19 protein-coding genes, 1 tRNA gene and 1 pseudogene are annotated in these 24,614 nt (G+C 34.4%); 11 read left to right on the plus strand and 10 right to left on the minus strand.

Annotation, left to right across the window (positions count from 1 at the left end; all coding sequences use genetic code 11):
* Positions 1 to 82 precede the first annotated feature (82 nt).
* The 7 genes and pseudogenes from GO593_RS15130 to GO593_RS15160 all read left to right on the plus strand — a co-directional run.
* Positions 83 to 2,782 carry a class I SAM-dependent DNA methyltransferase gene (locus GO593_RS15130; RefSeq protein WP_002134412.1) on the plus strand — a complete coding sequence of 900 codons (2,700 nt, stop codon included), beginning with the start codon at positions 83 to 85 and terminating at the stop codon, positions 2,780 to 2,782.
* A 1-nt stretch (position 2,783) separates the two neighbouring features.
* Positions 2,784 to 4,715, plus strand: a complete 1,932-nt coding sequence (locus GO593_RS15135) for a DEAD/DEAH box helicase (RefSeq protein ID WP_000789362.1) — start codon at positions 2,784 to 2,786, stop codon at positions 4,713 to 4,715.
* Between the two features lie 3 nt (positions 4,716 to 4,718).
* Positions 4,719 to 5,006: a hypothetical protein gene (locus GO593_RS15140; RefSeq protein WP_001983938.1), complete on the plus strand. Its 288-nt coding sequence runs from the start codon at positions 4,719 to 4,721 to the stop codon at positions 5,004 to 5,006.
* Between the two features lie 4 nt (positions 5,007 to 5,010).
* Positions 5,011 to 5,925, plus strand: a complete 915-nt coding sequence (locus GO593_RS15145) for a GIY-YIG nuclease family protein (protein ID WP_002134408.1) — start codon at positions 5,011 to 5,013, stop codon at positions 5,923 to 5,925.
* Between the two features lie 21 nt (positions 5,926 to 5,946).
* Entirely contained in the window at positions 5,947 to 7,302 is a 1,356-nt protein-coding gene (locus GO593_RS15150; protein WP_000608175.1) for an SIR2 family protein, read from the plus strand.
* Between the two features lie 2 nt (positions 7,303 to 7,304).
* Positions 7,305 to 9,380, plus strand: a complete 2,076-nt coding sequence (locus GO593_RS15155) for an ATP-binding protein (RefSeq protein ID WP_002134405.1) — start codon at positions 7,305 to 7,307, stop codon at positions 9,378 to 9,380.
* Positions 9,381 to 9,461: 81 nt separating this feature from the next.
* A pseudogene (locus GO593_RS15160) lies at positions 9,462 to 10,186 on the plus strand (hypothetical protein); the annotation flags it as partial.
* Between the two features lie 197 nt (positions 10,187 to 10,383).
* On the opposite strand, the gene GO593_RS15165 reads toward GO593_RS15160, so the two are convergent.
* Positions 10,384 to 10,460: transfer RNA gene (locus tag GO593_RS15165), tRNA-Ile, on the minus strand.
* A 157-nt stretch (positions 10,461 to 10,617) separates the two neighbouring features.
* On the opposite strand from GO593_RS15165, the gene GO593_RS15170 reads away from it, so the two are divergent.
* Entirely contained in the window at positions 10,618 to 11,850 is a 1,233-nt protein-coding gene (locus tag GO593_RS15170) for an integrase family protein (protein ID WP_000108023.1), read from the plus strand.
* Between the two features lie 583 nt (positions 11,851 to 12,433).
* On the opposite strand, the gene GO593_RS15175 is transcribed toward GO593_RS15170, so the two are convergent.
* The gene (locus GO593_RS15175) at positions 12,434 to 13,333 is read right to left on the minus strand and encodes a LysR family transcriptional regulator (protein ID WP_001010546.1); all 900 of its coding nucleotides are present in this window, start codon (positions 13,331 to 13,333) and stop codon (positions 12,434 to 12,436) included.
* 89 nt (positions 13,334 to 13,422) lie between these two features.
* On the opposite strand from GO593_RS15175, the gene GO593_RS15180 reads away from it, so the two are divergent.
* Positions 13,423 to 13,860 carry a PACE efflux transporter gene (locus tag GO593_RS15180; RefSeq protein ID WP_001161759.1) on the plus strand — a complete coding sequence of 146 codons (438 nt, stop codon included), beginning with the start codon at positions 13,423 to 13,425 and terminating at the stop codon, positions 13,858 to 13,860.
* 57 nt (positions 13,861 to 13,917) lie between these two features.
* Here the strand turns inward: GO593_RS15180 and GO593_RS15185 are convergent, their stop codons facing one another.
* The 3 genes from GO593_RS15185 to GO593_RS15195 form a co-directional block, all read right to left on the minus strand.
* On the minus strand, positions 13,918 to 15,333 hold the full coding sequence (locus GO593_RS15185) for a purine-cytosine permease family protein (RefSeq protein ID WP_000378375.1): 1,416 nt from the start codon (positions 15,331 to 15,333) through the stop codon (positions 13,918 to 13,920).
* Between the two features lie 253 nt (positions 15,334 to 15,586).
* Positions 15,587 to 16,051: a hypothetical protein gene (locus tag GO593_RS15190; protein ID WP_001046931.1), complete on the minus strand. Its 465-nt coding sequence runs from the start codon at positions 16,049 to 16,051 to the stop codon at positions 15,587 to 15,589.
* A gap of 112 nt (positions 16,052 to 16,163) precedes the next feature.
* Complete coding sequence (locus GO593_RS15195) at positions 16,164 to 17,093, minus strand: DMT family transporter (RefSeq protein ID WP_001043465.1); 930 nt, start codon at positions 17,091 to 17,093, stop codon at positions 16,164 to 16,166.
* A gap of 94 nt (positions 17,094 to 17,187) precedes the next feature.
* Between GO593_RS15195 and GO593_RS15200 the strand changes: the two genes are divergently transcribed.
* Entirely contained in the window at positions 17,188 to 18,039 is an 852-nt protein-coding gene (locus tag GO593_RS15200) for a LysR family transcriptional regulator (RefSeq protein ID WP_000568098.1), read from the plus strand.
* 39 nt (positions 18,040 to 18,078) lie between these two features.
* Here the strand turns inward: GO593_RS15200 and GO593_RS15205 are convergent, their stop codons facing one another.
* From GO593_RS15205 to GO593_RS15225, 5 genes are all read right to left on the minus strand, one after another.
* Positions 18,079 to 18,258, minus strand: a complete 180-nt coding sequence (locus tag GO593_RS15205) for a hypothetical protein (protein WP_000905609.1) — start codon at positions 18,256 to 18,258, stop codon at positions 18,079 to 18,081.
* A gap of 576 nt (positions 18,259 to 18,834) precedes the next feature.
* The gene (locus GO593_RS15210; RefSeq protein WP_000738483.1) at positions 18,835 to 19,854 is read right to left on the minus strand and encodes a fimbrial protein; all 1,020 of its coding nucleotides are present in this window, start codon (positions 19,852 to 19,854) and stop codon (positions 18,835 to 18,837) included.
* Positions 19,851 to 22,388 carry a fimbria/pilus outer membrane usher protein gene (locus GO593_RS15215; RefSeq protein WP_005144067.1) on the minus strand — a complete coding sequence of 846 codons (2,538 nt, stop codon included), beginning with the start codon at positions 22,386 to 22,388 and terminating at the stop codon, positions 19,851 to 19,853. Before GO593_RS15215 ends, GO593_RS15210 begins: the two co-directional genes overlap by 4 nt.
* Positions 22,389 to 22,439: 51 nt before the next feature.
* Positions 22,440 to 23,180: a fimbrial biogenesis chaperone gene (locus tag GO593_RS15220; protein ID WP_000898886.1), complete on the minus strand. Its 741-nt coding sequence runs from the start codon at positions 23,178 to 23,180 to the stop codon at positions 22,440 to 22,442.
* Between the two features lie 70 nt (positions 23,181 to 23,250).
* Complete coding sequence (locus GO593_RS15225) at positions 23,251 to 23,787, minus strand: fimbrial protein (protein ID WP_000713424.1); 537 nt, start codon at positions 23,785 to 23,787, stop codon at positions 23,251 to 23,253.
* A 445-nt stretch (positions 23,788 to 24,232) separates the two neighbouring features.
* Between GO593_RS15225 and GO593_RS15230 the strand changes: the two genes are divergently transcribed.
* Complete coding sequence (locus GO593_RS15230) at positions 24,233 to 24,583, plus strand: hypothetical protein (protein WP_001061891.1); 351 nt, start codon at positions 24,233 to 24,235, stop codon at positions 24,581 to 24,583.
* Positions 24,584 to 24,614: the final 31 nt, after the last annotated feature.

The raw sequence follows: 24,614 nt of genomic DNA on the forward strand, positions 1-24,614 counted from the left end.
TCGTATACACAAGAAGTCTCATTCAATTTAACTTATTGTTTCTTTAAACTAATTATTAGCTTTTATACGGTCATCAGCATTTATGAATATCGTCCAAATCGAAGAAAATGTTAAACAGCTCATCCATAAAATTGCTCAAGATGAGCTAAATAAACAAGACTTTATCTATGAGTTGCTTTTAGCTTATGGGCATCGTAGCCAAACTATTGGACGAGTGCGTAATGGTGAGCGTAATTTAGCTGAAGATAAGGAAAACACCGTTTTTTGGAAGCGCCAAATATACTTCAAAATTGCAAAACAGCATGATTTGCATGGTTTGATTGATCAAATGAAAAAGGAAAAGCGAACTGAGAGTAATAAGATTCGTTTCTTGATCGTGACTGACTTTAAAACTCTATTAGCCGTAGATACTAAAACACAAGATACATTGGATGTTCCTTTTGGCGATTTAGCTAAAAAATTTGATTTCTTCTTACCATGGGCTGGGATGGAGAAAGCCGTATATCAAGGTGAAAACCCTGCGGATGTTAAGGCTGCTGAAAAATTAGCAAAACTATTTGACGAAATTAAAGCCGATAATTTCGATGAAGATGACTTAAATAATAAAGAAAACTTACATCACCTTAATATCTTCTTATCTCGCCTGTTATTTTGTTATTTTGCTGAAGATACCGAAATTTTTAAGGACAAACAGTTCACTTCGGCAATATCAAAGAGTAATGAAGATGGATCAGATTTATCAGCTTTAATTGGTCGATTATTTAAAGTGTTAAACCAATCGGCTGAAGATCGTGAAACAGATTTACCTGATTACTTAGCAGATTTTCCTTATGTAAATGGTGGTTTGTTTAAAGATGATATTCAAGTTCCGAAATTCACACGCAAATCACGTCGGATTTTAATTGAGTGTGGTGCTGAATTAGATTGGTCTGATATTAACCCTGATATTTTTGGTTCTATGTTCCAAGCGGTTGTTCATACTGAACAGCGTAGCACGATGGGACAGCATTACACCTCTGTGCCAAACATTATGAAGGTGATTGAACCATTATTCTTAAATGACTTGTACGAAGAATTAGAGAAAAACCAAGACAGCATTAATAAGCTATTAAAATTACAGCAACGTTTGGGGCAACTTAAATTTTTTGACCCTGCTTGTGGTTCAGGTAACTTTCTTATTATTGCGTATAAAGAGCTTCGTAAATTTGAAATGGAGCTTTTAAAGCGTGTTCAAGAGCTAGAACTAGAAAAAACAGGTCAGCTTTCAAAACCATTTTCAGTGATTCAGGTCTCACAATTTTATGGTATTGAACTTGACGATTTTGCCCATGAAATAGCCATTTTGTCATTATGGTTAGCTGAACATCAAATGAATATAATTTTTAAGGAGGAATTTGGAACAACTTCAGCTTTACTACCATTGAAGCATACTGGTCAGATAGTGTGTGCGAATGCTACTCAAGTAGATTGGCTTGAAGTTTGTCCTAGTGATTCTTTAGGCAGTATATATATATTTGGTAATCCACCTTATAAAGGCTTTAATAAACAAACATCACAACAAAAAATAGATATGTGTAATGTCTTTCCTTCAAATGTCTCTTTTCTTAAATTAGATTATGTTTCTTGTTGGTTATATAAAGCATCAGAATATGTTTTAAAATGTAACGCAAAAATAGCTTTTGTAACTACTAGCTCAATTATTCAGGGCGAGCAAGTAGAATTAATATGGCCTCTTATTTTTTCTAAAGGTATAGAAATATTCTTCGCATATCGTCCATTTTTTTGGGAGAATAATGCTAAAGATCCCGCTTCAGTTATGTGTGTAGTTTTAGGGTTGCAGAAAAAAGGTTTAAATAGCAAAAAATATATAATTGAAAATGGAATTATTAAAGAAGCTAACTATATCAATGCTTATCTAACAGATGCCGATAACATTTTTGTCCATTCAAGTACAAAGCCTTTAAGCCCTCGTCCTATTATGACTATGGGAAGTAATGCGATAGATGGAAAAAACCTCATAATTACTAGCGAGGAAAAAGATAATTTTATCTCAGAAAATCCTAATGCAAAAAAGTTTATCAGAAGATATATGGGGGGAGCAGATTTTCTGAACAATAAATATAGATATTGTCTTTGGATAGATGATGAAAGTTATCAAGAAGCATTAAGTTATTCTTTTATTGCTAAAAAAGTTGCTCAATGCAAAGAGTACCGTTTATCTGCAGGAAGAGATGCAAGAAAAGTTGCTGATAAACCTTACAGATTTTGTTATAAAACTCATCAGGATAAATCCGCTATCATTGTTCCGCAGACCACAACAGAAAGAAGAATATATTTACCCGTAGGTATTACTAATGATGATACTGTTATTAGTGCTAAAGGATTTGCTATATATGAGTTAGATATATTTATTTTTGGAATACTTTCATCAAAAATGCATCATGTTTGGATGGAAATTACTAGTGGCAAACCTGCAGGTGGTGGATATGCCTACTCTGTAAAGTTAACTTATAATACTTTTCCTCTACCAGAAATAAAATCAAATATTAAAGAATTAATAACTATTAAGGCTTTAGAAATACTTTCAATTAGGGAAAAATACACTACTAAAACTCTAGCAGAGTTATATCATCAAGATTATATGCCCGATGACTTATTAAAGGCACATCAAGATTTAGATAATATTATTGAATCACTTTATCAAAAAGAGAGATTTTTGACAGATGAGCAAAGATTACGTGTTTTATTGAGTATGTATAAAGAGTTGGTGGGTAAAATCTAAGATGAAAAATATTATAGAAGTTAATTATGAACAGACTGGTGAAAGTACCTCAATTAATAAGATGGGGATGCGAGCTATGCAAGCTCGTGCCTTTCAATCTCGTAATAGTCAGTATTTACTCTTAAAAGCCCCACCCGCATCAGGTAAATCTCGTGCATTAATGTTTTTGGGTTTAGACAAGATATACAACCAAGGGTTGAGCAAAGTTATTGTAGCTGTACCTGAACGCTCTATTGGTGGTTCATTTGCTAGCACAAAGCTGAGCGAAAGTGGTTTTTTTGCAGATTGGAATATCAAACCTGAAAACAACTTATGTACTGCTGGTGGTGATAAAAGCAAAGTAAAAGCCTTTAAACGCTTTATGGAAGGTACAGATCAAATTTTAGTATGTACTCATGCAACACTAAGATTTGCCTTTGAAGAGCTTGAAGATCATGTATTTGATAATACATTAGTGGCAATTGATGAATTTCATCATGTTTCAGCCGATGCTGACAATATTCTAGGTACTGTTCTTAAATCTTTAATGGACAATACCTCGGCTCATATTGTTGCGATGACAGGTTCATACTTCCGTGGCGATAGCGTTCCTGTACTTACGCCTGAAGATGAAGCGAAGTTTGATAAAGTTTCGTTTAACTATTACGAACAACTTAATGGCTATACCTATTTAAAGTCTTTAGGTATTGGCTATCACTTCTATAAAGGACGTTACTTTGCAAAAGATGATGAAGGCGTTATTGCAATTGCAGAAGTACTAGATACCGATAAAAAAACCATCATTCATATTCCAAACGTAAATTCAGGTGAATCAACCAAAGATAAATATGATGAGGTGGATGCGATCCTCGAAATCATTGGTGAATTTGTTGCTAAAGATCCTGATACTGGAATTATCACCGTCAAGCGTGCAGATGGTAAGATCTTAAAAGTAGCAGACCTCGTTGAAGAAGATGGTCGTGATAAAGTTGTTGAATATCTACGTAATATTAAAACCGTAGATGATCTTGATCTTATCATTGCCCTAGGCATGGCGAAGGAAGGCTTTGACTGGCAATTCTGTGAACATGCTTTAACGATTGGTTATCGTGGCTCTTTAACTGAAATTGTGCAAATTGTGGGACGTTGTACACGAGATAGCTCGAACAAATCACATGCGCAATTTACCAACCTTATTGCTCAACCTGATGCACAGGATACTGAAGTTAAATTTGCAGTAAACAATATGCTTAAAGCTATTACTGCATCTTTGTTAATGGAACAAATACTTGCACCAAACTTCAAATTTAAAACCAAACGTGATGATGAGGATATTGTTCCATCAGGTACGCTTACGATCAAAGGTTTTAAAGAACCAAGTACAGCAAAAACAAAGGCTATTATTGAAAATGATCTTGTGGACCTAAAAGCAGCGATTCTTCAAGATGCTAAAGTGATTGCAGGTTCAGCAGGTAAGGTTGAGCCTGAAGTGGTGAATAAAGTCCTTATCCCTAAGATTATCCAAACAAAATATCCTGACTTAACGAAAGCTGAACTTGAAGAAGTGAGTCAATATTTAGTCGTTGACTCAGTGATTAGCACAGCAGAAGTCAAAGAAGTTGGTGATAAAAAATTTATTCGTATGGCGGATAAATTTATCAATATCGAAGACCTGAATATTGATTTAATTCAATCTGTGAATCCATTCCAAAAAGCGTTTGAAATCCTATCAAAAGAAGTCACAGTCAATGTACTAAAATTGATTAAGGAAGCAATTGAAGCAACTAAGATTAGTATGACTCAAGAAGAAGCCATTGAGCTATGGCCTAAGTTAAAAGCTTTTAAAGTTCAGTTTGGTCGTGAGCCTAGTCTAGAATCAAATAACTTAATTGAGAAACGATTAGCCGAATGCCTGATCTATATCCGTGAGCAACGTAGACGAGCTGGAGTGTAAAACGTGGAAGATTTTAGCTGGCTTCAAGAGATGATTGCTGATGATGACTTAGGTCTTTTAAACGTAAAGAAAAAGACGTCTGCTCTAACGGCTGATGAACAATTAGTCTCTAAGTTTAATGAAATTAATAATTTTGTGACACAGCATGGGCGTGTACCTGCGAAAAATATGGCAAATATCACTGAATATATGCTCGCTAGCCGCCTAGAAGCGATGAAAGCCAATCCAGAGCAATACATGGCTTTAGCAGATTATGATGAACATAATTTGCTGCCACAACATCAGGATTAAAGATATGTCAGATATTAAATCACTTGAAGATATTTTTAACGATGATGATCTAGGATTACTTGATGATGGTAAAGATGGGGACATCTTTAAAATCAAGCATGTGCCTGTCCAACGTGCAGCAGCAGATGAAGTTGCTAAACGTAAACGTTGTAAGGATTTTGATCAATTTGAGCACCTATTTAAAGGTGTTCACAGAGAGCTTCGTGAAGGTAAGCGTAAGCTATTACCATTTCATGATAAAAGTTATCAGCTCGAAAAAGGCAGTTACTATGTATTAAATGGTCTATTAATTTATTTAGCAGACTTTACATTTACTAGGGAGGACAAGACAGTAAATAATGTCCGAACTAGGAAAGATGGTAGAACACGCACTATCTTTGAGAATGGTACTGAATCAACTATGCTGTACCGTTCATTAGCTAAAGCATTATATAAAGATGGACGTATTGTTTCAGAAACCAATGAGCAAGCAAATTCCAATTTCTACACTAATTTTGGCGGTATCACTGATGATGATACATCGACAGGCTATATTTATATTTTAAAATCTAAAAGTACAGATCCACGTATCCAATCATACGATCATCTTTACAAAATTGGTTTCGCCACGACAACTGTTGAAAAACGTATTGCGAATGCAAAAAAAGAGCCTACTTATTTGATGGCTGATGTTGAAGTCATTGCTGAATATCAAGCTTTCAATATTAATCCTCAAAAATTTGAATATTACCTACATGCCTTTTTTGGTGAATCTTGCCTTGATATATTAGTGGCAGATAAAGATGGTAAAAATCATCAACCTAAAGAGTGGTTTATTGCACCTTTAGAAGTAATTCAGCAAGCCGTTGAGTTATTAGTAAATGGGCAGATCATGAGTTATCAATACAATAAGCTTAAGAAAGAGATTGAGTTGAGATAATTAAATTTAAGGGGGATATATATGATTAATATTATAAAAGTTAGGGATGATCACTCACCTATTCAATTTAAACAGGATTCTACTGATTCTGCGAAATATTCTTTATGTGACGGTGTTGAGTGTGCTTGGCTCAATCCCAATGAATCATTTTCTTATAAAGAACTTCGATCAAGAATTGAGCCATGGTTAACGGCTCTATTTCAATCGGAGCATCTTTCTTTGCTTGCGGGTTCTGGTTTAACTCATGCAATTCATTATTTAGCAGCAGATAAAGCTGCTACGGGTATGAATGCTTTAACACTTAATAATTTTAACAATGAAGTAAATCAGGCAGCAAAAAAATCCTCTGAAGCGACTGGTCGTAAAAAGGGTAACTTAGAAGATCAATTACGTGTAGCAAATGAATTGCTTCGTGGGCTAGAAATTTTGAATGATGATAAAGCTATTGCCCTTAAAAAAGAATTAGAAACAGCAATGCAAGGCTTTGCTAATTCAATATTGGTTAGTGAAAATGGTATTGCCACAGCAAACTTTGAAAAAAGAGAAAATGCTTTCAATATCTTAGTTACATTTCTAATGAGCTTTGCTAGTCGTACTGGTGTACGAGATAGGTTAAATATTTTTACAACGAACTATGATCGACTTATCGAAGCTGGTTCAGAATTAGCAGGTATTCACTTACTTGATAGATTTTTAGGCAATTTAATGCCTATTTTTAGGTCATCTCGTTTAGATTTAGACATGCACTATAATCCTCCTGGTATCCGTGGAGAACCTCGGTATCTTGAAGGGGTGGTTCGATATACAAAACTTCATGGCTCTGTAGATTGGCTTCAAGCTGGAAAGGATATTAGGCGAATTGGCTTACCATTTGGAGCAACGTCAATAAAACCATATCTTGAAGTTGCTGGGTACGAAGAGATTACACCACATAAATTAATGATTTACCCAAACTCAGCAAAAGATCAAGAAACGGCAAACTATCCTTATGTTGAGCTATTTCGTGATCTAGCTGCTGCTATTTGTCGTCCTAATAGCACTCTAGTTACATATGGCTATAGTTTTGGTGATGATCATATCAATAGAGTTATTCGAGATATGTTAACGATCCCATCGACTCATTTGGTCATTATTTCTCGTGATGACAATATGGGAAGAATCATGAAATTGTATGAAGAGTTGGGACGTCATTCTCAAATTAGTTTACTTATAGGTCCTGCACTAGCAGATCTAACAAACTTAACACAATATTATTTACCTAAAGCCGCAATTGATAAAACCACTTCTCGGATGAGTGAACTTTTAAAACAAAGACTACCTTCAAATCAAGAATCTTCTGTTTCAGATGCCTCAAGTAAAATTAATGGGGATATTTAATTATGAGTATTTCACCATTGGCTTATGTAGATTCATTAAGAATAGGAACTGTTGATTTTGTTTCACCTAGCGAAATTAAAGTTTTACTCGATATTGAAGCCCCCGAAGGAACTGCATTAAATACAGGAACACCAAGATCTTTCCCAAGGGTTAATGGATATGTTCTTATTGCTAGTGATGCTGGTTATCTAGTTGGACAAGTTGAATGGATTACTATAGAACGCTCACAATACCCAAAAAGAAAAGGAATGCAGGATTTTGGTTTAGTTGATTTACCATATCCTTTGCGTAAAATGAGCCTAAATCCATTGGGCTGTCTGGTTTATGATAAAGAAGAAAATGATAGAGTTTATTATAAATTTCAAAGAGGTGTAGAAAGCTACCCCACAGTGGGAGCACCTGTCATTTTGCCAACTCAACATCAATTACAAGATATAGTTGAATCTGGTGATAATCGAAGAGTTTGTATTGGCACCAGTCCATTGGCAAATGGTGCAAAAGTGATGATTGATCCAGATCGTCTTTTTGGTCGTCATTTAGCAGTATTGGGCAATACTGGAAGTGGTAAATCTTGTTCTGTAGCTGGTTTGATTCGCTGGTCACTTGATGCAGCAGAAAAAGTTAGACATAGTCAGCCAAATGCCCGATTTATCATATTAGATCCAAATGGCGAATATTCAGAAACTTTTAAAGACAAAGTAAACGTTCGAATCTTTTCTGTAGAACCCAAAGATGAGGACATACAGCAACTTCAAGTTCCTTTATGGCTTTGGAATAGTTCTGAGTGGGTTTCTTTTACACAAGCAAGCCTTAAGACCCAACGTCCTACATTAATTCAAGCTTTACGTTCGGTTCGGGAAGGTGTTTTTAATATTGAGCAATCTGCCCATCAAGAAATGAAACAATATTTAAGAACACTCATTAGCATTACCCAAATCGAAATTAACTCAGGTTCACCTTGGGGAAACTTTCCCAAAGCGAAGAATTTTTTTGAAAAGTTAAAAAAATGGAGAATTGGATTAACTGATCAAGATGTATTTGATAGTAATCAACAAACTTGTTTAACAGCAATTACAGATAAGATAACCCACTTTGAACAAGCACGTTCAGCACAATACGCAATATTTGACTTTGATAGAACAGAGATTAATGACTTCTTACAATTACTAAAAACTGCCTATACCTCATTTGGTGGCAGTGCAATGGATGCATTGCCAATAGATGCTGATATTCCAAGACCATTTTCTGGTGAAAATTTATTAAAAAGTATTGAAGGAAATGCCGAATTGCTAGGTGTCTCAGAATATATTGATACCATGCAAATGAGAATTAAGACTCTTCTCTCAGATACTCGAATGAAAGTCTTAACAAGTCAGATTGACGGTGCAAAAGAAATGACTTTGGATGGTTGGCTTTCTGATTATATCGGGGATAACAATGCTTCAAATGGAACAGTTACAGTTATCGACCTTTCATTAGTTCCAGCAGAAATTGCACATATCATTGCAGCTACTATAGCTCGAATGACATTGGAATCCTTACAAAGATATCGTCGAATGAATCAAGGGCAAGTACTTCCTACAGTATTAGTTATGGAGGAGGCTCATACTTTTGTGAAACGGTATAAGGATGATACCGAATATCACAATTCATCATCTATATGTTGTCAAGTTTTTGAAAAAATAGCTCGTGAAGGGCGAAAGTTTGGATTAGGTATGATGCTTTCGTCACAAAGACCTAGTGAACTCTCACCGACTGTTCTTTCTCAGTGTAATAGTTTCTTACTTCATCGGATTAGCAATGAACGGGATCAAGAACTGATACACAAATTGGTGCCTGATAATCTCCGTGGATTATTGAGAGATTTACCCTCGTTACCTTCCAAAAATGCAATACTACTTGGTTGGGCTTCGGAATTGCCTGTATTAGTCCAAATGAATCATCTTTCGGCTGAACATAGACCAAGATCAGATGATCCTGATTACTGGAATGTTTGGACTGGACAAGATCAGAATGGGAATCCAGTTGCTCGTGAAGTAAATTGGAAAGAGGTAGCTGATGATTGGCAGCAGGTTTAGATTCTTGTTGTCCAAGTAAAATAAGAACAGGTGTCCAACTTAAAGTAAGAATGCCTGTTCATTTAAATAAGAATATGCACAGTATCTCATCATCCTGCAATACAAACTTTAAATAACGGTGAAATTAATAAAGAAAACTTAAAGCGTATTCATTTAGAGTATCGCCATGCAATCGTACAAACATTTACAGACGCTTTATAATGGCTCAATACCAGACAAAGCAGTTAGAACCTAGGTTGCATGCAGGTGCAAAGATGTTTCCGCGCTGTCTTTTGAGTCTTAACATATTTGATGAGTTTGGGTTTCGGCCTGGGACCGACAAAGACGGTTATTATCAAGGTAACCCAGAATATGCACATTATCCTTTATTTGAAGATGTCCTTGATGATTTTGGAGTGACGGAGGAAGAGCGCCGGAGTTATCAACCAACAGAAATTGCACATCAGGTGAGAGAGTTTCTAGAAAATTCCTATAAAGACTATAAAGCCGTTTCTGCTTTATTAGCTGTAGCTGAAGAAGAAGTTATTTTGTACAGTCCACCTTTACGAAAAGCAACCAGTGCTGTAGGTATAGCGGTCGAGGGTGGTGGCTATTACCATGTGCATGGAGTATCTGAAGATGAAACTGCTGAGGCAGCAGATGACGATCATGAAGAAGATCTATGGTTTATTTTAATGCAAGCTTGTACAGAAGAAGACTACACTTATTTAGAAAACCTATGCCTCGAATATTGTGATTTATGGGAAAAGTTTTGGGATGTTCAAATAGAAAGCTCAAAATCAATCCTGAAACAAAATTTAGCTTAAGAACAGGTCAAATAATCAACTCAAACATATATAACAGTCCCAAAGGTTGAAAAAGAAAGCTCAACAATATGGAAATTGGAAAAGACTTTTAACGTTTAATTGAACAATTTTTGAATAATGAAGTGATATTTGGCTATATTTTAAAAATATCTAAAGTTAAAAAACCCCAAAAACTTAAAGTTTTTGGGGTTTGTATTTGGTGGGCCCACACAGACTCGAACTGTGGACCAACGGATTATGAGTCCGCTGCTCTAACCGACTGAGCTATAGGCCCTATAATCAGAAAAGCTTTTAATCTCAAGGCTTTTCAGTGCCTGCAATACTAATCAATTTTTTTATTAAACACAAGTATTTTTCAAAAGTAGCAGCAGTAGACCTGAAAAATATTTTGCTATATTGTTAATTATCACAAGCGATAGGGATTCTAGCTTATGAGCACTTCACGAGTAAAGCTAACTAAGTCATTTATCGATCAACTTGAACTCACACCGGCTATTTATCGTGACAGTGAGATTATTGGCTTTGCTATTCGTGTAAATAACTCTTATAAAACTTACATTGTGGAAAAGAAAGTAAAAGGGAAATCAATTCGTTGTAAATTAGGGGATTACGAAAAAATTACTCTTGAAGACGCCCGTATACTTGCACAGCAGAAGTTAAAAGAGTTAACTGACTCAAACTCTTTAAGCATTAAAAATAATAAAATATTAAAAAATAGTTTAAATGAGAAAATTGACCAGCCTTATCTCAAAGAAGCTTTCCAAGTATATATAAATCACCACGAGTTAAAAGAAAGGACATTAGCCGACTATAGAGAAGTTATAGAAAAATATTTAATAGACTTAAGTGAACTTAAACTGATTGATATTACTGAACAGATGATTGAAGAAAAGTATATTCAGTTATCTCAGTATAGTTATGCAAAAGCTAATTTATCTATGCGTGTACTTAGAGCGGTCTATCGTTTTTCAATTATGTATTACCAAAATAAAAATTGTGAAGTAATTATACCAAGGATAAACCCGGTTAATTTGTTAAAGAAGAAACAGCTCTGGGAAGAAATTCCACCTCGAAGAAACTATATCGATGTGGATAATCTAACCAAGTGGGTGCAAGCAATTATTGAATATAAAGGTAGGGGACAGGAAAATGAAACAAATAAGGATTTTTTATTAACACTTATATTAACAGGGCTTTTTAGGAATGAGTGTGAATCTTTACATTGGAAAAATATAGATTTAGAGGAAGGAACTCTTTCTTTTATAAATCCATATAATAATGTGTGCTATAAAATTTATATGGGAAACTTTCTTTGGCATCTGATGAAAAAACGAAGAATACAAAATAAAGGAGAGTGGGTTTTTCCATCTGTAAAATCTGAATCTGGTCATATTATTAATATTTCGAAATTTAGAAAAAAAATTAATGAGCGATGTAATCTTTCTTTTACTTTTCAAGATCTACGTAGAACATTTTATTTTGTGTTAAATCATTTAACTAATAAACCATTAGCGAGCAAAAGAACAGATCAGTATGAAGAAAAGCTGGACGTTAAGAATATTGCTCATGTTCAGGATATACGTAATAGAATGAACAAGGTTGAGCAAATTATTCTTGGTCCCTATCGAGATGAACTTATTAAATCTATCAATATTAACCTATAAAATTTTGTCCTTTCAAAGCTAGAAATAGAACCCGTACAGGGTCAAAAATAGTATAAATTTAAAGTAAGTTTTATGGATAAAACCTAGAATGAAGATTGTTTCTCATTTTCTACAACCTTTTGTAATTGATCAATTTTATACTTGACTAAAACACTTGGAATTTATACAGTAGTAGAGTATTTTTGATAATTATTATTATTGCTTAGTCCTGAAATACAGTAAGAAGCCTATTCATCATGAATAGGCTTTTTGCTTTCTTTAATTTAATCATAGAGTTCTCGTTTTTTATAAAATTAATATAATAAAATCAATAAAATAAGTGTTTTTAATAAATTGAAAAAGATTGTCACGTAATTTTTCATTATGAACAAAACTGATTTAAATAGTACTCAAAGTGAAACATGGCTAAATGCTAAGTTTAACGTTCAATCAATAAGGCATAGGAGTGTCATCATGTTTAAAGCAATGTTTTTCTTCAGTGCAGGTGCGATGTTTGGCTATTGTTATAAGCATTATGATGAAAAAGTTATAGAGTCTAATAAATCTAAATAGCTCCTAAAAAAACCGTCTAAATGGCGGTTTTTTAATGACAATTTTGAGATAAGTTTGCTTGAACAATCTGGACAAGCTCTCTGGCTGCTTTCGATAACGGTTTATCTTGAAGCCAAATGAGATAAATAGATAAAGGCAAATGATTTTTCGTATTTTTAAAATCTAATTGAACTAAGTGGCCTTGTTCAATCTTTTCTTTTACCAAAGATAAGGGAAAATTTCCCCATCCTAAGCCAGCTTCGACCATATTAATTGCTGTTTGTAAGCTATTCGTTTTCCAGTACATTGCTCCAATGATTGAACGTGAGTCTTCCATATCCAGCTCACTACTTGCGACCACAATTTGCCGAATATTAATTAACTCTTCAATCGTGTTTAACTTATTCTGTTCTTTTAAAAACGGATGATGAGCAGAGATCGTAGCAATAACTGTTTCTGTCATTACTAATTGTAAGCTTTCACGCATTTTTATATTGAGGTTTGAACCTGCAAGGCAAAGGCTAATATTTTCTGTATAAAGTAAATTTAGAATATCATCTTGAGGAGCTGTAATAATTTCTAGGTTAAGAAGAGGAAACTTCTCTGCTAGTTGCTTTATGGCTTTAAAAAGTAATTCAGTATTCGCATCTGAAACCACACCTATTTTTAATTTACTTTCAAGACCAAGTGAAAGTTCATAAGCATGCGTAGCTAATAGCCTAAGCTGTTCAGCAATAATACGGGCTTGAGGTTCCAATGCTAAAGCCGCCGCGATAGGAATAACTTTGCGGTGTGTACGTTCAAATAAGTGGTAACCAAGTTCTGCTTCAATATTGGCAATTGCCATACTCACTGCTGATGGCACTCGATTTAACTTTCGTGCCGCGGCCGAGAAAGATCCAGTATCTAATACAGTTAAGAAAAGTTCGATATTTTCACTATTAAAATTCATTTTGATATCAGTAGAACTGAAAGCTGTTAACTTTATATGTGATTTTAACTGAAACTAAAATAAAAAGAAGTGATAAAAGTTGAAAGATTATGCAAGGTTTAAAACGTCGTATTGTTTATGTTTCTTCATATGAAATTATTGGAATGGTGATTTCATCAGTAGGTTTGGCTCTTTTGGCCGGAGATAGTGTAGAGCACACTGGGCCACTTTCAGTGATGATTACTACTATTGCGGTAACGTGGAACTTTATCTACAACATTCTTTATGAAAAATGGGAGGCTCGCCAAGAAAGTAAGTCGCGTACGGTTAAACGAAGAATTGCGCATGCGATCGGATTTCAAATTACTTTAGTAATGTTCTTAATTCCGCTTATTGCGTGGTGGATGAATATTTCTCTTGTTGCCGCATTTTGGTTAGATGTTGCATTTATTATTATCATTCCAATTTATACATTCATATTTAATTGGACATTCGACAAGTTATTTGGATTACCTGCCTCTGCACAACCAAGTACTGCTCAACAGTAGAAAAATATTAATGAGATATCAAAGTGTTATTTTAGACTTTGATATCTCGTCTTAACATTATTTTACTCGTTCAAGTTGAAGAGCTTTTGAAATTTTTATTTGAGCTCTTTTGGCAAGTACATAATATAAAACTGCAGTGGATAACAATCCCACTAGCCAAGATAAATCGACTCCACCCAACATTTCGGCAATTTGTCCTTTATAGAATTTACTATCAATAAAGGGCAACTGAAGTAAGATACCAATACAATAACAAGCGATTCCAATAGTGTTCCAGCGGCCATATTTACCATTTGGGTCATATAAGGCATTTACATCGCATTCTTCTTTAGAAATAAAATAGTAATCAACTAAATTAATTGCACTCCAAGGAATGAAAAATGTAAGAAGGAACAAAATAAAAGATTTGAATGCGCTTAAAAAAGTATGTTCACCTACAACTGCAATAAATGTTGAGATAATTACCATTGCAAGAACAATTGTAAGTCGCGTTAATTTTGAAATTTGAGCACTTGGCTTAAAACTGTTCCAAATGGTCGCAATACACATAAAACTGCCATAAGCATTAAGTGTAGATAAAGTGACCTTTCCGAACGCAATACTAAAATATAAAAAAGTAATCACAAGAGCGATTGGATTCATGCCTACAACGTACTGAACTTCATTTCCAACAAAACCACCATTCGAGACTTGAGCAATGAATACACCGAGCATCATTGAAATTTGGGAACCTATTAAAGACCCAAGGCCAACTGCCCAAAATACACGTGTTGAAGAGGTTTTTGTAGGAAGATAACGAGAATAATCTGCTACATAAGGTCCAAATGAAATTTGCCAAGAAGCAGAAAGAGAAACTGCTAATAAAAATGATGACCAGCTAAAATGCCGTACAGCAAGCAATTCTGAAATATTAGAGAGAGCTAAAATTTGAGTTAAAATAATAACAAAAGCAATTAAACCAATAACACTTGCAACTTTGCCTACCCAATGAATTAAACGATAGCCAATTGTCGCAAATATAATAATAAAACAAGCATAGATTAAAATACCTGTTGTATTACTCACCTGTGCTAGATGAGCAATTGCTTTACCAGCGAGTACCTCACCAGTGGCCGTAAAGCCAATATACATAAGACAAACAAGAATGATGGGGATACAGGCACCATATACCCCAAATTGGACTCGACTCGAAATCATTTGTGGGAGGCCAAGTTTTGGACCTTGAGCTGCGTGTAAAGCCATAACGGCAGCACCAAAGCATTGTCCAATAAAGAGGCCAATGATTGACCAAAATACATCACCACCTAATACGACGGCTAATGCACCTGTAACAATAGCTGTAATCTGTAAATTGGCCCCGAACCAAAGCGTAAATTGGGCAAATATATTGCCATGCCTTTCATTTTCAGGAATAAAGTCAATACTTCGGTTTTCAACAAATCCGCTTTTCGATTTCCCAGCTGATGAGTCCATAACACTCTCCTTATCCTTTAAGAGCTTTTTCTATTATTAGATCCATTTATGTATAAACAAATACAAACATGTATATACAAGTTATTTGAGAAAGAAGCAAATGGTTTTTTGAGCCGATACCTTAAAATTTTTTTGTTTTTAAATTAAAATGAGTTGAGAAAACGAAACTGATGTTATGGCTATTTTTATAAAGATGAGTCTGTTTGATCCGTAAATTCAGTTTATAAAAAAGCCCTCCATTGAGGGCAGATAATCAGACTTCTGCATCAAGGATTGCTTGAAAAAATACAGGTAACTCCGAAAATTGAACTAATTGTGTTTTATCAGCGTGTTTGTAATAGTACTGATAGTGGGGTGTTTCAAAACCACTATCAAGATATTGGGTTGCATCAGAAAATTGGGCTTTTGCAACGGGCTTATCCTTTTTAAATTTAACAATAATTGGATTAACGGAATTTAATTTAACAGGAACACCGTTCTCGAATTTGGCTGTTTCAATGAGTAGAGATATTTTAAAATCACCAAATACTACACAAAACTGTCCTCCATTTTCTGTTTTAATTTCTCGATCATGAAAAAGTTCTTTAAATAAATTTTTTAATGATTCTCTATGCTTGTCTAAAGCTAACTGAAAATCATGATCTTGCTGTTCTAGTTTCTCTTGCTCTTCTTTTAGCAATTTGGCCTGTTTTTCGATAGTTGTAAAATCCAAATTCATCTTAATTCTCCTTGTTGTGTTTTAAAACTATATATGGCAACCATTTGTTAAGTTTTAAAGAAACATACATTCTTTGTTACAACGCAATAATTAAGATGAATTTGTGTGATCATTACTTTGTGCAAGGCTTAGCTATAAGTGCAGGACGTTTAATCTGAATAAATCCTCCACTACTCATCACGCCAAGCATGACTAAAGCTGTGCCTATAAGTTGCCAGATATTAAGTGATTGACCAGCTAACAAGGCAACTAACATACTAAAAACCGGAACAAAGTTAAAAAAGATTGATGCTCGGCCTGCACCTAGTTTTTGAATACCATTAAACCAAAATAAATAAGCAATCATGGTAGAACAAATAATGACGTATCCCATAGCTAAGTGTGCAGTGATAGGCGCTATAGCAATTGCTTGAGAAGGGTGCTCAAAAATTACACTTAATATGATTAAAGTCAAAGCACCGAACATCATAGAAAATGTTGTGGTCTCTAAAGGTGTAGCATTTTTTACATAACGGCGTGATAGCACATTCGCTAAACAAAAACTGACACCACCTAGTAAGATGAATAAGTCACCGATTGCTATTTTTAAATGTAGTAGCGTTGAAATATGGCCATGACTAATAACAAAAAGTACACCACTTAAGCCAAATACAACACCAATAGACTTATTAAGTGTTAGTTTTTCTCCATCAAGTAAAATTGTTAACAATAAAGTAATTAAAGGTGTTGTGGCCATGATTAAAGCGCCATTGACTGCTGAGGTGGTTTGTAAACCATAGAAACAGCCTAGGTTAAAACCGGCAATACCTATAATTCCAATAATAAGATAGATAGCTAAATTTTGCCGTAATGCGGCCCAACGTAGCTTTCCTATAGCTGCAAAAAGAATAAATAGACCAAGGCTTGCAATTGTAAAACGTTCAGCTGCTGCTGAAAGAGGTGGCATATATTGAATCACATAAGACATCGCATTAAATGCCGAGCCCCAAAACAGCATTGTGATTACAACACCAGTATAGGCATACACCATTGATTTATTCATGATTGGGCTCCGAAAAAGAATGTCTTTATTCTGAGTAATCACATAAAGGTGTACAATTCCATATTAATTCATCTCTGATGTGAAAATTTGCACAATGATTGATTGGGAAAATTTACATTACTTTTCAGTTTTTTCTGAAGAGAAGACACTTTCAGCTGCTGCAAGAAAGTTAGGTGTTGACCATGCTACTGTTGCAAGAAGAATTGCCCAGTTAGAAGATAATTTAAAACTAAAATTAGTGGACCGTAGACCTCGTACTTATATTTTAACTTCAGAGGGAGAGCGTCTGGCCAAAATCGTGACACGTATGATGGAAGAAACATTTTCTATTGAACGTCTGGCTCAGGCAGGACAACAGGAAATTAGTGGAGTAGTTTCGGTAAGTCTACCGCCAGCTACGGCTGCACATTTGGTAATGCCTCATCTTGGTAAGTTTTATCGTCAATATCCTGAGCTACAATTGAGAATACTCGGTGATGTTCATTATGCCTCCTTACAGCATCGTGAAGCAGATATCGCAGTTCGCTTTGGACGCCCTAAAGATGATTATCTAATTGCGCGTAAAGCTGGTGAAGTTCCTTTTGGTATATATGCAGCCCAAGAATATTTGGATGCTATACAAGAAGAAAACTATGGATGGATTAGCGTTGAAGTTGGTGGAGTTCAAGGACAAAAACAGCAAAAGCTAAAACAACGGTTAAATTATAAAGAGCCTGTTATGGTTACGAATCATCCTGAGCTTCAATGGCGGGCTACTTGTGGAGCAGTTGGCTTAGCTGTACTACCTGATTTTTTAGGCCAGCAAGGTCATTTAGTAAAATTACCTGATGATGACCCAATGAGTGCTGAAATTTGGTTAGTAATTCATGAAGATCTGCGGAGTAGTCCTGCAGTAAGGGTAGTGATGGATTTTCTTTTAGATTGTTTTGAACCTTTTCGTGTTTAATATTGCTTAAGCCTTGACTTCAATTAGCTTAATTAATTTTTATTCATCAGGAAAACTTCCTGCATCTTCTCTTGCTTGCTTCAAGGCTAGAAAAAAACACAGCAGGAAAAGTAATCCAATAAAAAATAAGAAAAAATCTAAATAACTAATACCTAAACCAACTCCGAAAGCCCCTAAACTTAATAATAAAATACAAAATATTTTCCAAATAATGAGCATGTGGTTTTGTAATAAAAACTTGAAGTTAGGCTGTAATTGAAAAATATTTCCAGATATGTGTTTGTTTTTTTTCTTATAGGTTGTGTAAAGCTTTATAATTTATCGAATTACATAATATTTACTTCTAACTAAACCCTCCTAATTAAGCACTTTTTAATTTTACTATACATTCGTATATATAAAATTTATGTTTTTTGAATTAATAGAATGATAATTCTTTAGAAAGCCTGTAAAATAGAAATTGCAAACTTTATTTTTAATTTATTTTTATTTAAAATTAAGGGGTTAAATAAATTTATCAAACTTTTGTTAAAAAAAAGACTTGATATTTAAGCTAAATTTTGAAATTATAGTCATGCAAATTGTGATCTATTTCCCACAATTTGTATTTCAGGTTAAGTGGTTATCACTAATGCTCATTAGCTTTTTTCGCTTATGAGCATTTTTTTAATTTATTTATTAGTAAAATTTAAAAAATAATGTGTGTGATCATTTGACTTTTTTAGTATTAATTAAAAATTATTCATTCTATAAAGCCGACTAATTACTACTAAGCTCTAGCGCTCAGAAGAAATACTAATCATATTGGATCGTTACTGTTGCATTAGCTTTGACTTCACCGGCTGTTACATTCGAAGCAGTTTGATAATAACGCGCTGTTAAAGGAATATCGTACTGTACTGTCTGGTTAGAACTTACTGTACCAATATCTAGTTTGTTTCCTTTTCGAATAGGATTGTTCGCGCCATTCATATTCCATAACAATTCCACACCAACTCCGTTCGCTTTAGTTGACTCAGCAGCACTGTTATTAATAACCTGACTATTTGAAGTGTCAGAAATGTAGTCAAAGCTTAAACTCAGAGTATTACTCGTTGGTACACCTGAGTTATTTTCCCCACCATTACAAAGAATCGATAAATTAAAGTTTTTCTCACCTTGAGTTGATCCAATAGCTCTAAAACCTGATTTCATCACAGTGGGAAGCTGAACAACCGTATCTATGCCGTTTTGAATTTCACAAGAAGATGATGCAATAAGAATAGGGGAGCTGCTCAATACTGTAGTTGTTAAGAAAGGGCGATTTTGTTGTCCTGTTACATAATAGGTACTGTAACGACCAGCAACTAATGCACCTGAACCTGTAGTTGCAGCAGTTTTAATCACTTCCATAACAAAATATCCTGGTGAAAGCGTATATGTTGTATTAGGAGTCAAGCTGCGTTTATAAGGGTAATATCCAGAAAAATCTGTAGAGTCGAATGCCTCTCTATAAAGTCGAATACCTATACCCGGAATATTGGTTGCATACACATTATTTCCAATCGAGCTAACAGGATAGTTTAATGGAAGTGCCGCTGTAATTTGGTCACTGACACGGTTGCAAGTTGCAGTCGAATTATTGGGTGAAATAGTAAAAGTATTCTTTTGGAGAACTGTTCCGATTGGATCGGTCGGGCGTACTACAATAGTTCCAATCGTCATTGGAATATCGACTGTGGTAAAGCCCTTGCTTAAAGTACAGTTGGCATAGGTTTGGTTATAAATAAAAAAACTAGTGATGAGTAAACCGCTCTTTATAAGCATTTTTTTCATTTGCAGACTGCCTCTGTCATAATAATTGATTGTTTTTCCTGTAAGATTTTTGATTGGATGTCATAATCAAGTTGACATTCTTCACTATTACTTTGTCCCCATTTCACATAAAGATGATCTTGAGTTAGGGGAGTACGTAAATAAATCCGGCTACCTTGGGCTACCATTCCGACTATTTCATTGTTTTGATTAAAAACTTGTGCTGCAAATGGCAAATGGCCGCCATTAGGTGTTTGGGTGCTAATAAAAACTGCATATCCCGTTTTTGTTGAAAAGTTAACTTTAGTGATCGATCCTGCATATGGGGCAATACGATGACTTGTTTCCGTAAGTTCAACAGTTGATGGCATCCCTTGAGGGTCAAGGCTAATGTCATTTAAGCGATAGGGGGTTACATAAGGAATGACAGCATAACCTTGTTTATTAATGCTTAGACCAGAGGTATTGCCGACTCGAGCACCAGTCGCTTGAGGCGCATATACCAATACCATGGTCTGTACTTGGTCTGGGCCAAATAAAATACCTTGTGAGTGAGCGACCAAGCTTCCATTTAAATTGATCATTTCTTGTTGGTATGTATCGGACTGACCAAAAGAAGCGCCTATAGTTGTATAGTTAGTACGGTAGGTGCCATTGATATTTAGGCTTGTTTGTCCTTGATCTTGATATGAAATTGATGAGCCATAATCAAAGCGGTTTCCGATATAACCACTCATTCCTAAAGTTCGGCTATCTTCTGAAATAGAACTATTAAAATTAACGGTATTTTTTTTAAATTGAAGTGGAAAAGATAAAGACAACAAATATTGCGTTTCATGACCAGAATTTTGATTTTCTTGGTCAAGCTCATGAGTAATTGCAGAAATACTGTAAGTCAGATCTTTAAATTGATTGCTATATCCAAATTGGAATTGTTGATTACGATTAGGCTGGTTCCAATAATTAATCCACGAGCCTACTAAATAAAAATTACCCCATTGATTTGGGAGGCCTTGGTTTAATGTGATCTGAAATTCACTTTTTTGTTTCCCCACGGAAAAGCTATCAATATCTTGTTGTTGCAAGTCTCGAATTAAAATTGAATCGCGTAATTTCAAATAATTTTCTGTGGAATATTTATACGTAGCTAAAGTTAAATTGGTGTTGGTTGGAGTAAATAGTCGGTTATAACTTAAACGATAACTTCGTCCTTTAAGGGTGGGCTTTTGTTCGAACTCAGCTGACGACTGAGTTGCATCAAATGAAATTGCACCGATTGGGGTTGCAAATGCGCTACCTATTAAAAAAGACTGGTAGTTTTCAGTTGCCTGAAAGCCTGTATAGCTTGTTAAATAGTTATTGATACCTCTTTGATATTTACCTTGCACTAGCCATGGTTTTAGATTGATATTGGCATCTCTAAAATGTCCCAAAGTAAAAGAATATCGGCTCATTTTAGGTCTTAGCATCTCAATGACAGAAGCATAAGGAATAGAAAACTTTTGAATTTCTCCATTTGTTTCATATATAGAGACTTGTAATTCGCCACCGAAGCCTGTGGGATAAAGATCATTAATTTCAAAACTTCCGGGTGTAACAGTCGTTTGATAAATTAAATTTCCTTGCTGACGTACCTCTACTTTTGCATTGGTTTTAGCATAACCTCGAATTTGGGGAGCATATCCGAGCATACTGTTAGGAAGCATGCGGTCATCACTTGATATGTTAATCCCACGATAAGGTAGGGCATCAAAAAAATTATTATTGGTAAAATAATCACCTAAGGTAACAATACTATTGAGCTTGGGAAAAGCCTTTTGGGCATATGTATTATTTGATGTGTAGGAAGAAACCTTTTCTTGTATTTCATTATGATCTTGCCATTTCCACTGCCCAGTATGGCGTAATTGCCAATCATAGAGATTTAGACCAACATTTGTACCCATAAACGCATGATTTTTTTCATGGTTATTATTTACAATACGATAGGCAGAAGCATTGTATGCAAAAAAAGCTGCATTTATACCGCGGTCCCATAAACGTGGGTCGACATACCCTTGAGCATTCTTTTGTAAAGCAACTTGTGGTATTGAAATATCAAGTCTCAGACGAGAAGTATCAAATTGATAAAAAGCATCGTTAACCCACTTGTCCAAGTCATTACAGGTAAAGGTACTACTTACTTCATGATGAAGAATTTCTGGTTTAACTCCATATTCTAAAAGCATATCTGGGGTAAAACAGGTCTTTGCATTCTCATTCGAACGAGTACTTTTAAAAACAAACTTTCGTTTTCCTAACCACTGCCCATTAATATAGACGTCAAGACTATATTCACCCGGTAAAATAGGATTGCCGTACTTAAATCGACCAATATCAATTTTCTGTGCATTTCCCACTAAAAAATTAGTATCAAAATCAGCTTTTAAAATATTTTCCCTATTCATATTGTCTGATGCATATACAGTTAAAGGGATATTAATTGCGAGACTCAATACTAAATAATATGTAGTGCGCTTTTTAAAGCATATACTGGATATGAACCATTCTGACATCGTCTTTATGCCTGTTCATGTGTAGGTGTTTAAATTAAAAAGTAGGTAAGCTTAGAACCTTATTACTTGTTCAATTCTTCCACCATAATCATTTATATAAACAAAGCTCATATTTGTTATATTGCTATTTTTAAGTTTTATTTGATCTTCTGAAAAAGGAGAAAGCATTAAACCCTGTTTTAATAAATCTGTTTTTTGATGATTTATTTCTTGAAAAATTGAGCTTATTGTAATGTAAAAGGGAGTAGGGTTTTTAATAAGCAAGTTTTCACCATTTTTTACCCACTGAATTTTTTCACTTAATGTATTAATATTTTCCTTTAAATTTACTGGGCGATAAAAGAACTTAATTCGTGAACGTATCGCTAATTGAAGAAAATTATTGGTTAATACATCATTATTTTCTTGTTTTTTACCTTCCGGCCTTGGTGGTATATCTAATACATTAAGCCAAAATACACTTTCTTTATTTTGGTTTAATTGAGAAGCATTAGGTAGTGCAGTAATTCGTAAAGTTTGCCCTTTAGAGGGTTCTACTCTTGAAATAGGTGGTGTAATGATAAAAGGGACATTCGCTTCATCGGGAGTTGATTTAGCGTTTCCATCATCAATCCAAGCTTGAACCAAGGAAGGCGCTGTACCGTTATTGCTGAGTTGTAAGTTTACTTCTCGAGCATCTGATAGATAGATTACACGTGTACCATGAAGTACTATTTCGGCATGCCCTGTAGTAGCAATTAATGCTTGAAGACAAGCCATTCCCCAAAAAAATTTACGACCACGAAAAAGCATGAGTCATATTCTCAATAATAAATAATAGATGAGATATAGCTTCTATTTAAAAATAGAAGCTGGTTTTAATTTATTGATAAATAATCGTGTATTTCACTTGTGACGTTACAGTACCTGCTGTAGATGCTCCAGTTGCATAATATTCAGCATAATAATTAAGATCGGCATTCCCCCCAGCAGAAACATTTACCCATTGTGAGTTATCTTGTGCACCAGAAGCACCTTTCGCAATTACAGGAATTACTGCATTGTTGCTACCCAATAATTGGATGTTGACATTAGCAGCTGCACCAGAGGTAGCTTGGTTCAATAGTCGACCAGTATTAAAATCAACTGTTGCGCCTGGTTCAAAATAAGTCGCGACTTTACCAACTGAAGCACAATTCGTTAAATTGATTTGAAAAGGTGTACGACCAGCAACATCGCCCGCATTTTTCAAAGATTGAGATGATACTGTTGGTAAATTTACAGTGAGATTTTTATCACCAGTATCAATCGTACACGTATTATCAGTTACTAAACCATTAATAGTGATCGTACCATCAGCTGCTTGTGCTGCTGCAATATTAAAAAGAGAACTAGCCGCAATAAAAATAAATTTTTTCATAAAATCCCCAGAATATTCAATAAATATCGCTTTATTACTCTTCAGTGCTTTTATTCTGATCAAGTAATGCGGTGGAAATATAGCACCTTTCAAGTAAAAAACAAGAATAACATTATATTTTTATGTATTTTGATTGGTTATTTTTTATTGATAAATGCGGTTTTTATTTTAATTTATACCATATGGTAAAATATCATGAAATTATTTTATTTAAATTAATTTGATAATAATTTTCATTTAAGTTTTTTAATTTTTAAGAATTGATTCTTTTATTGTAATTTTATATAAATTATATATTTTTTGATAAATTAACTGGTTGATTTTTATTATTATAATTAATTTTTATATATCGTGTAAATATATTTATTTTTTTAAGAAAATTTTAAGGTTTAATTCCTAGTGTTTTAGTTGTAATTCAATAAAAGATCATCTGGAGTTTGGTTCCATGAACAACATGAAATACACGTATAAACCGAATTATTTTTTCTTTGCTCATAAATTAGTCTTGTTTTTAAAAGACTATTTACTCAAACATCCTACTGAACAGAACACGACGTTTAATTTACAAACAATTTATGATGTCTTTAGCCACGATCTAGCCTCTAGCACAACAAATCTAGAAGGTATTCTAAACATTGCGGATGAGTATGTTTTAGAAACAGAAGAGGGCCTTTTACCATTGATTAGTAGCCACTCAATCAATTTAAAGAATCATGTACTTTCTTTAGAGTTTTCACCTAAAGCGTTAACAAGCTTATTGTCGGGGCGTTCATTAGTGAATCCGAAGGCTGCTTAGATTTTCTTTTAAGGTAGAATGAACTCATATA

Source organism: Acinetobacter baumannii, assembly GCF_009759685.1.
Taxonomy (GTDB): Bacteria; Pseudomonadota; Gammaproteobacteria; order Pseudomonadales; family Moraxellaceae; genus Acinetobacter; species Acinetobacter baumannii.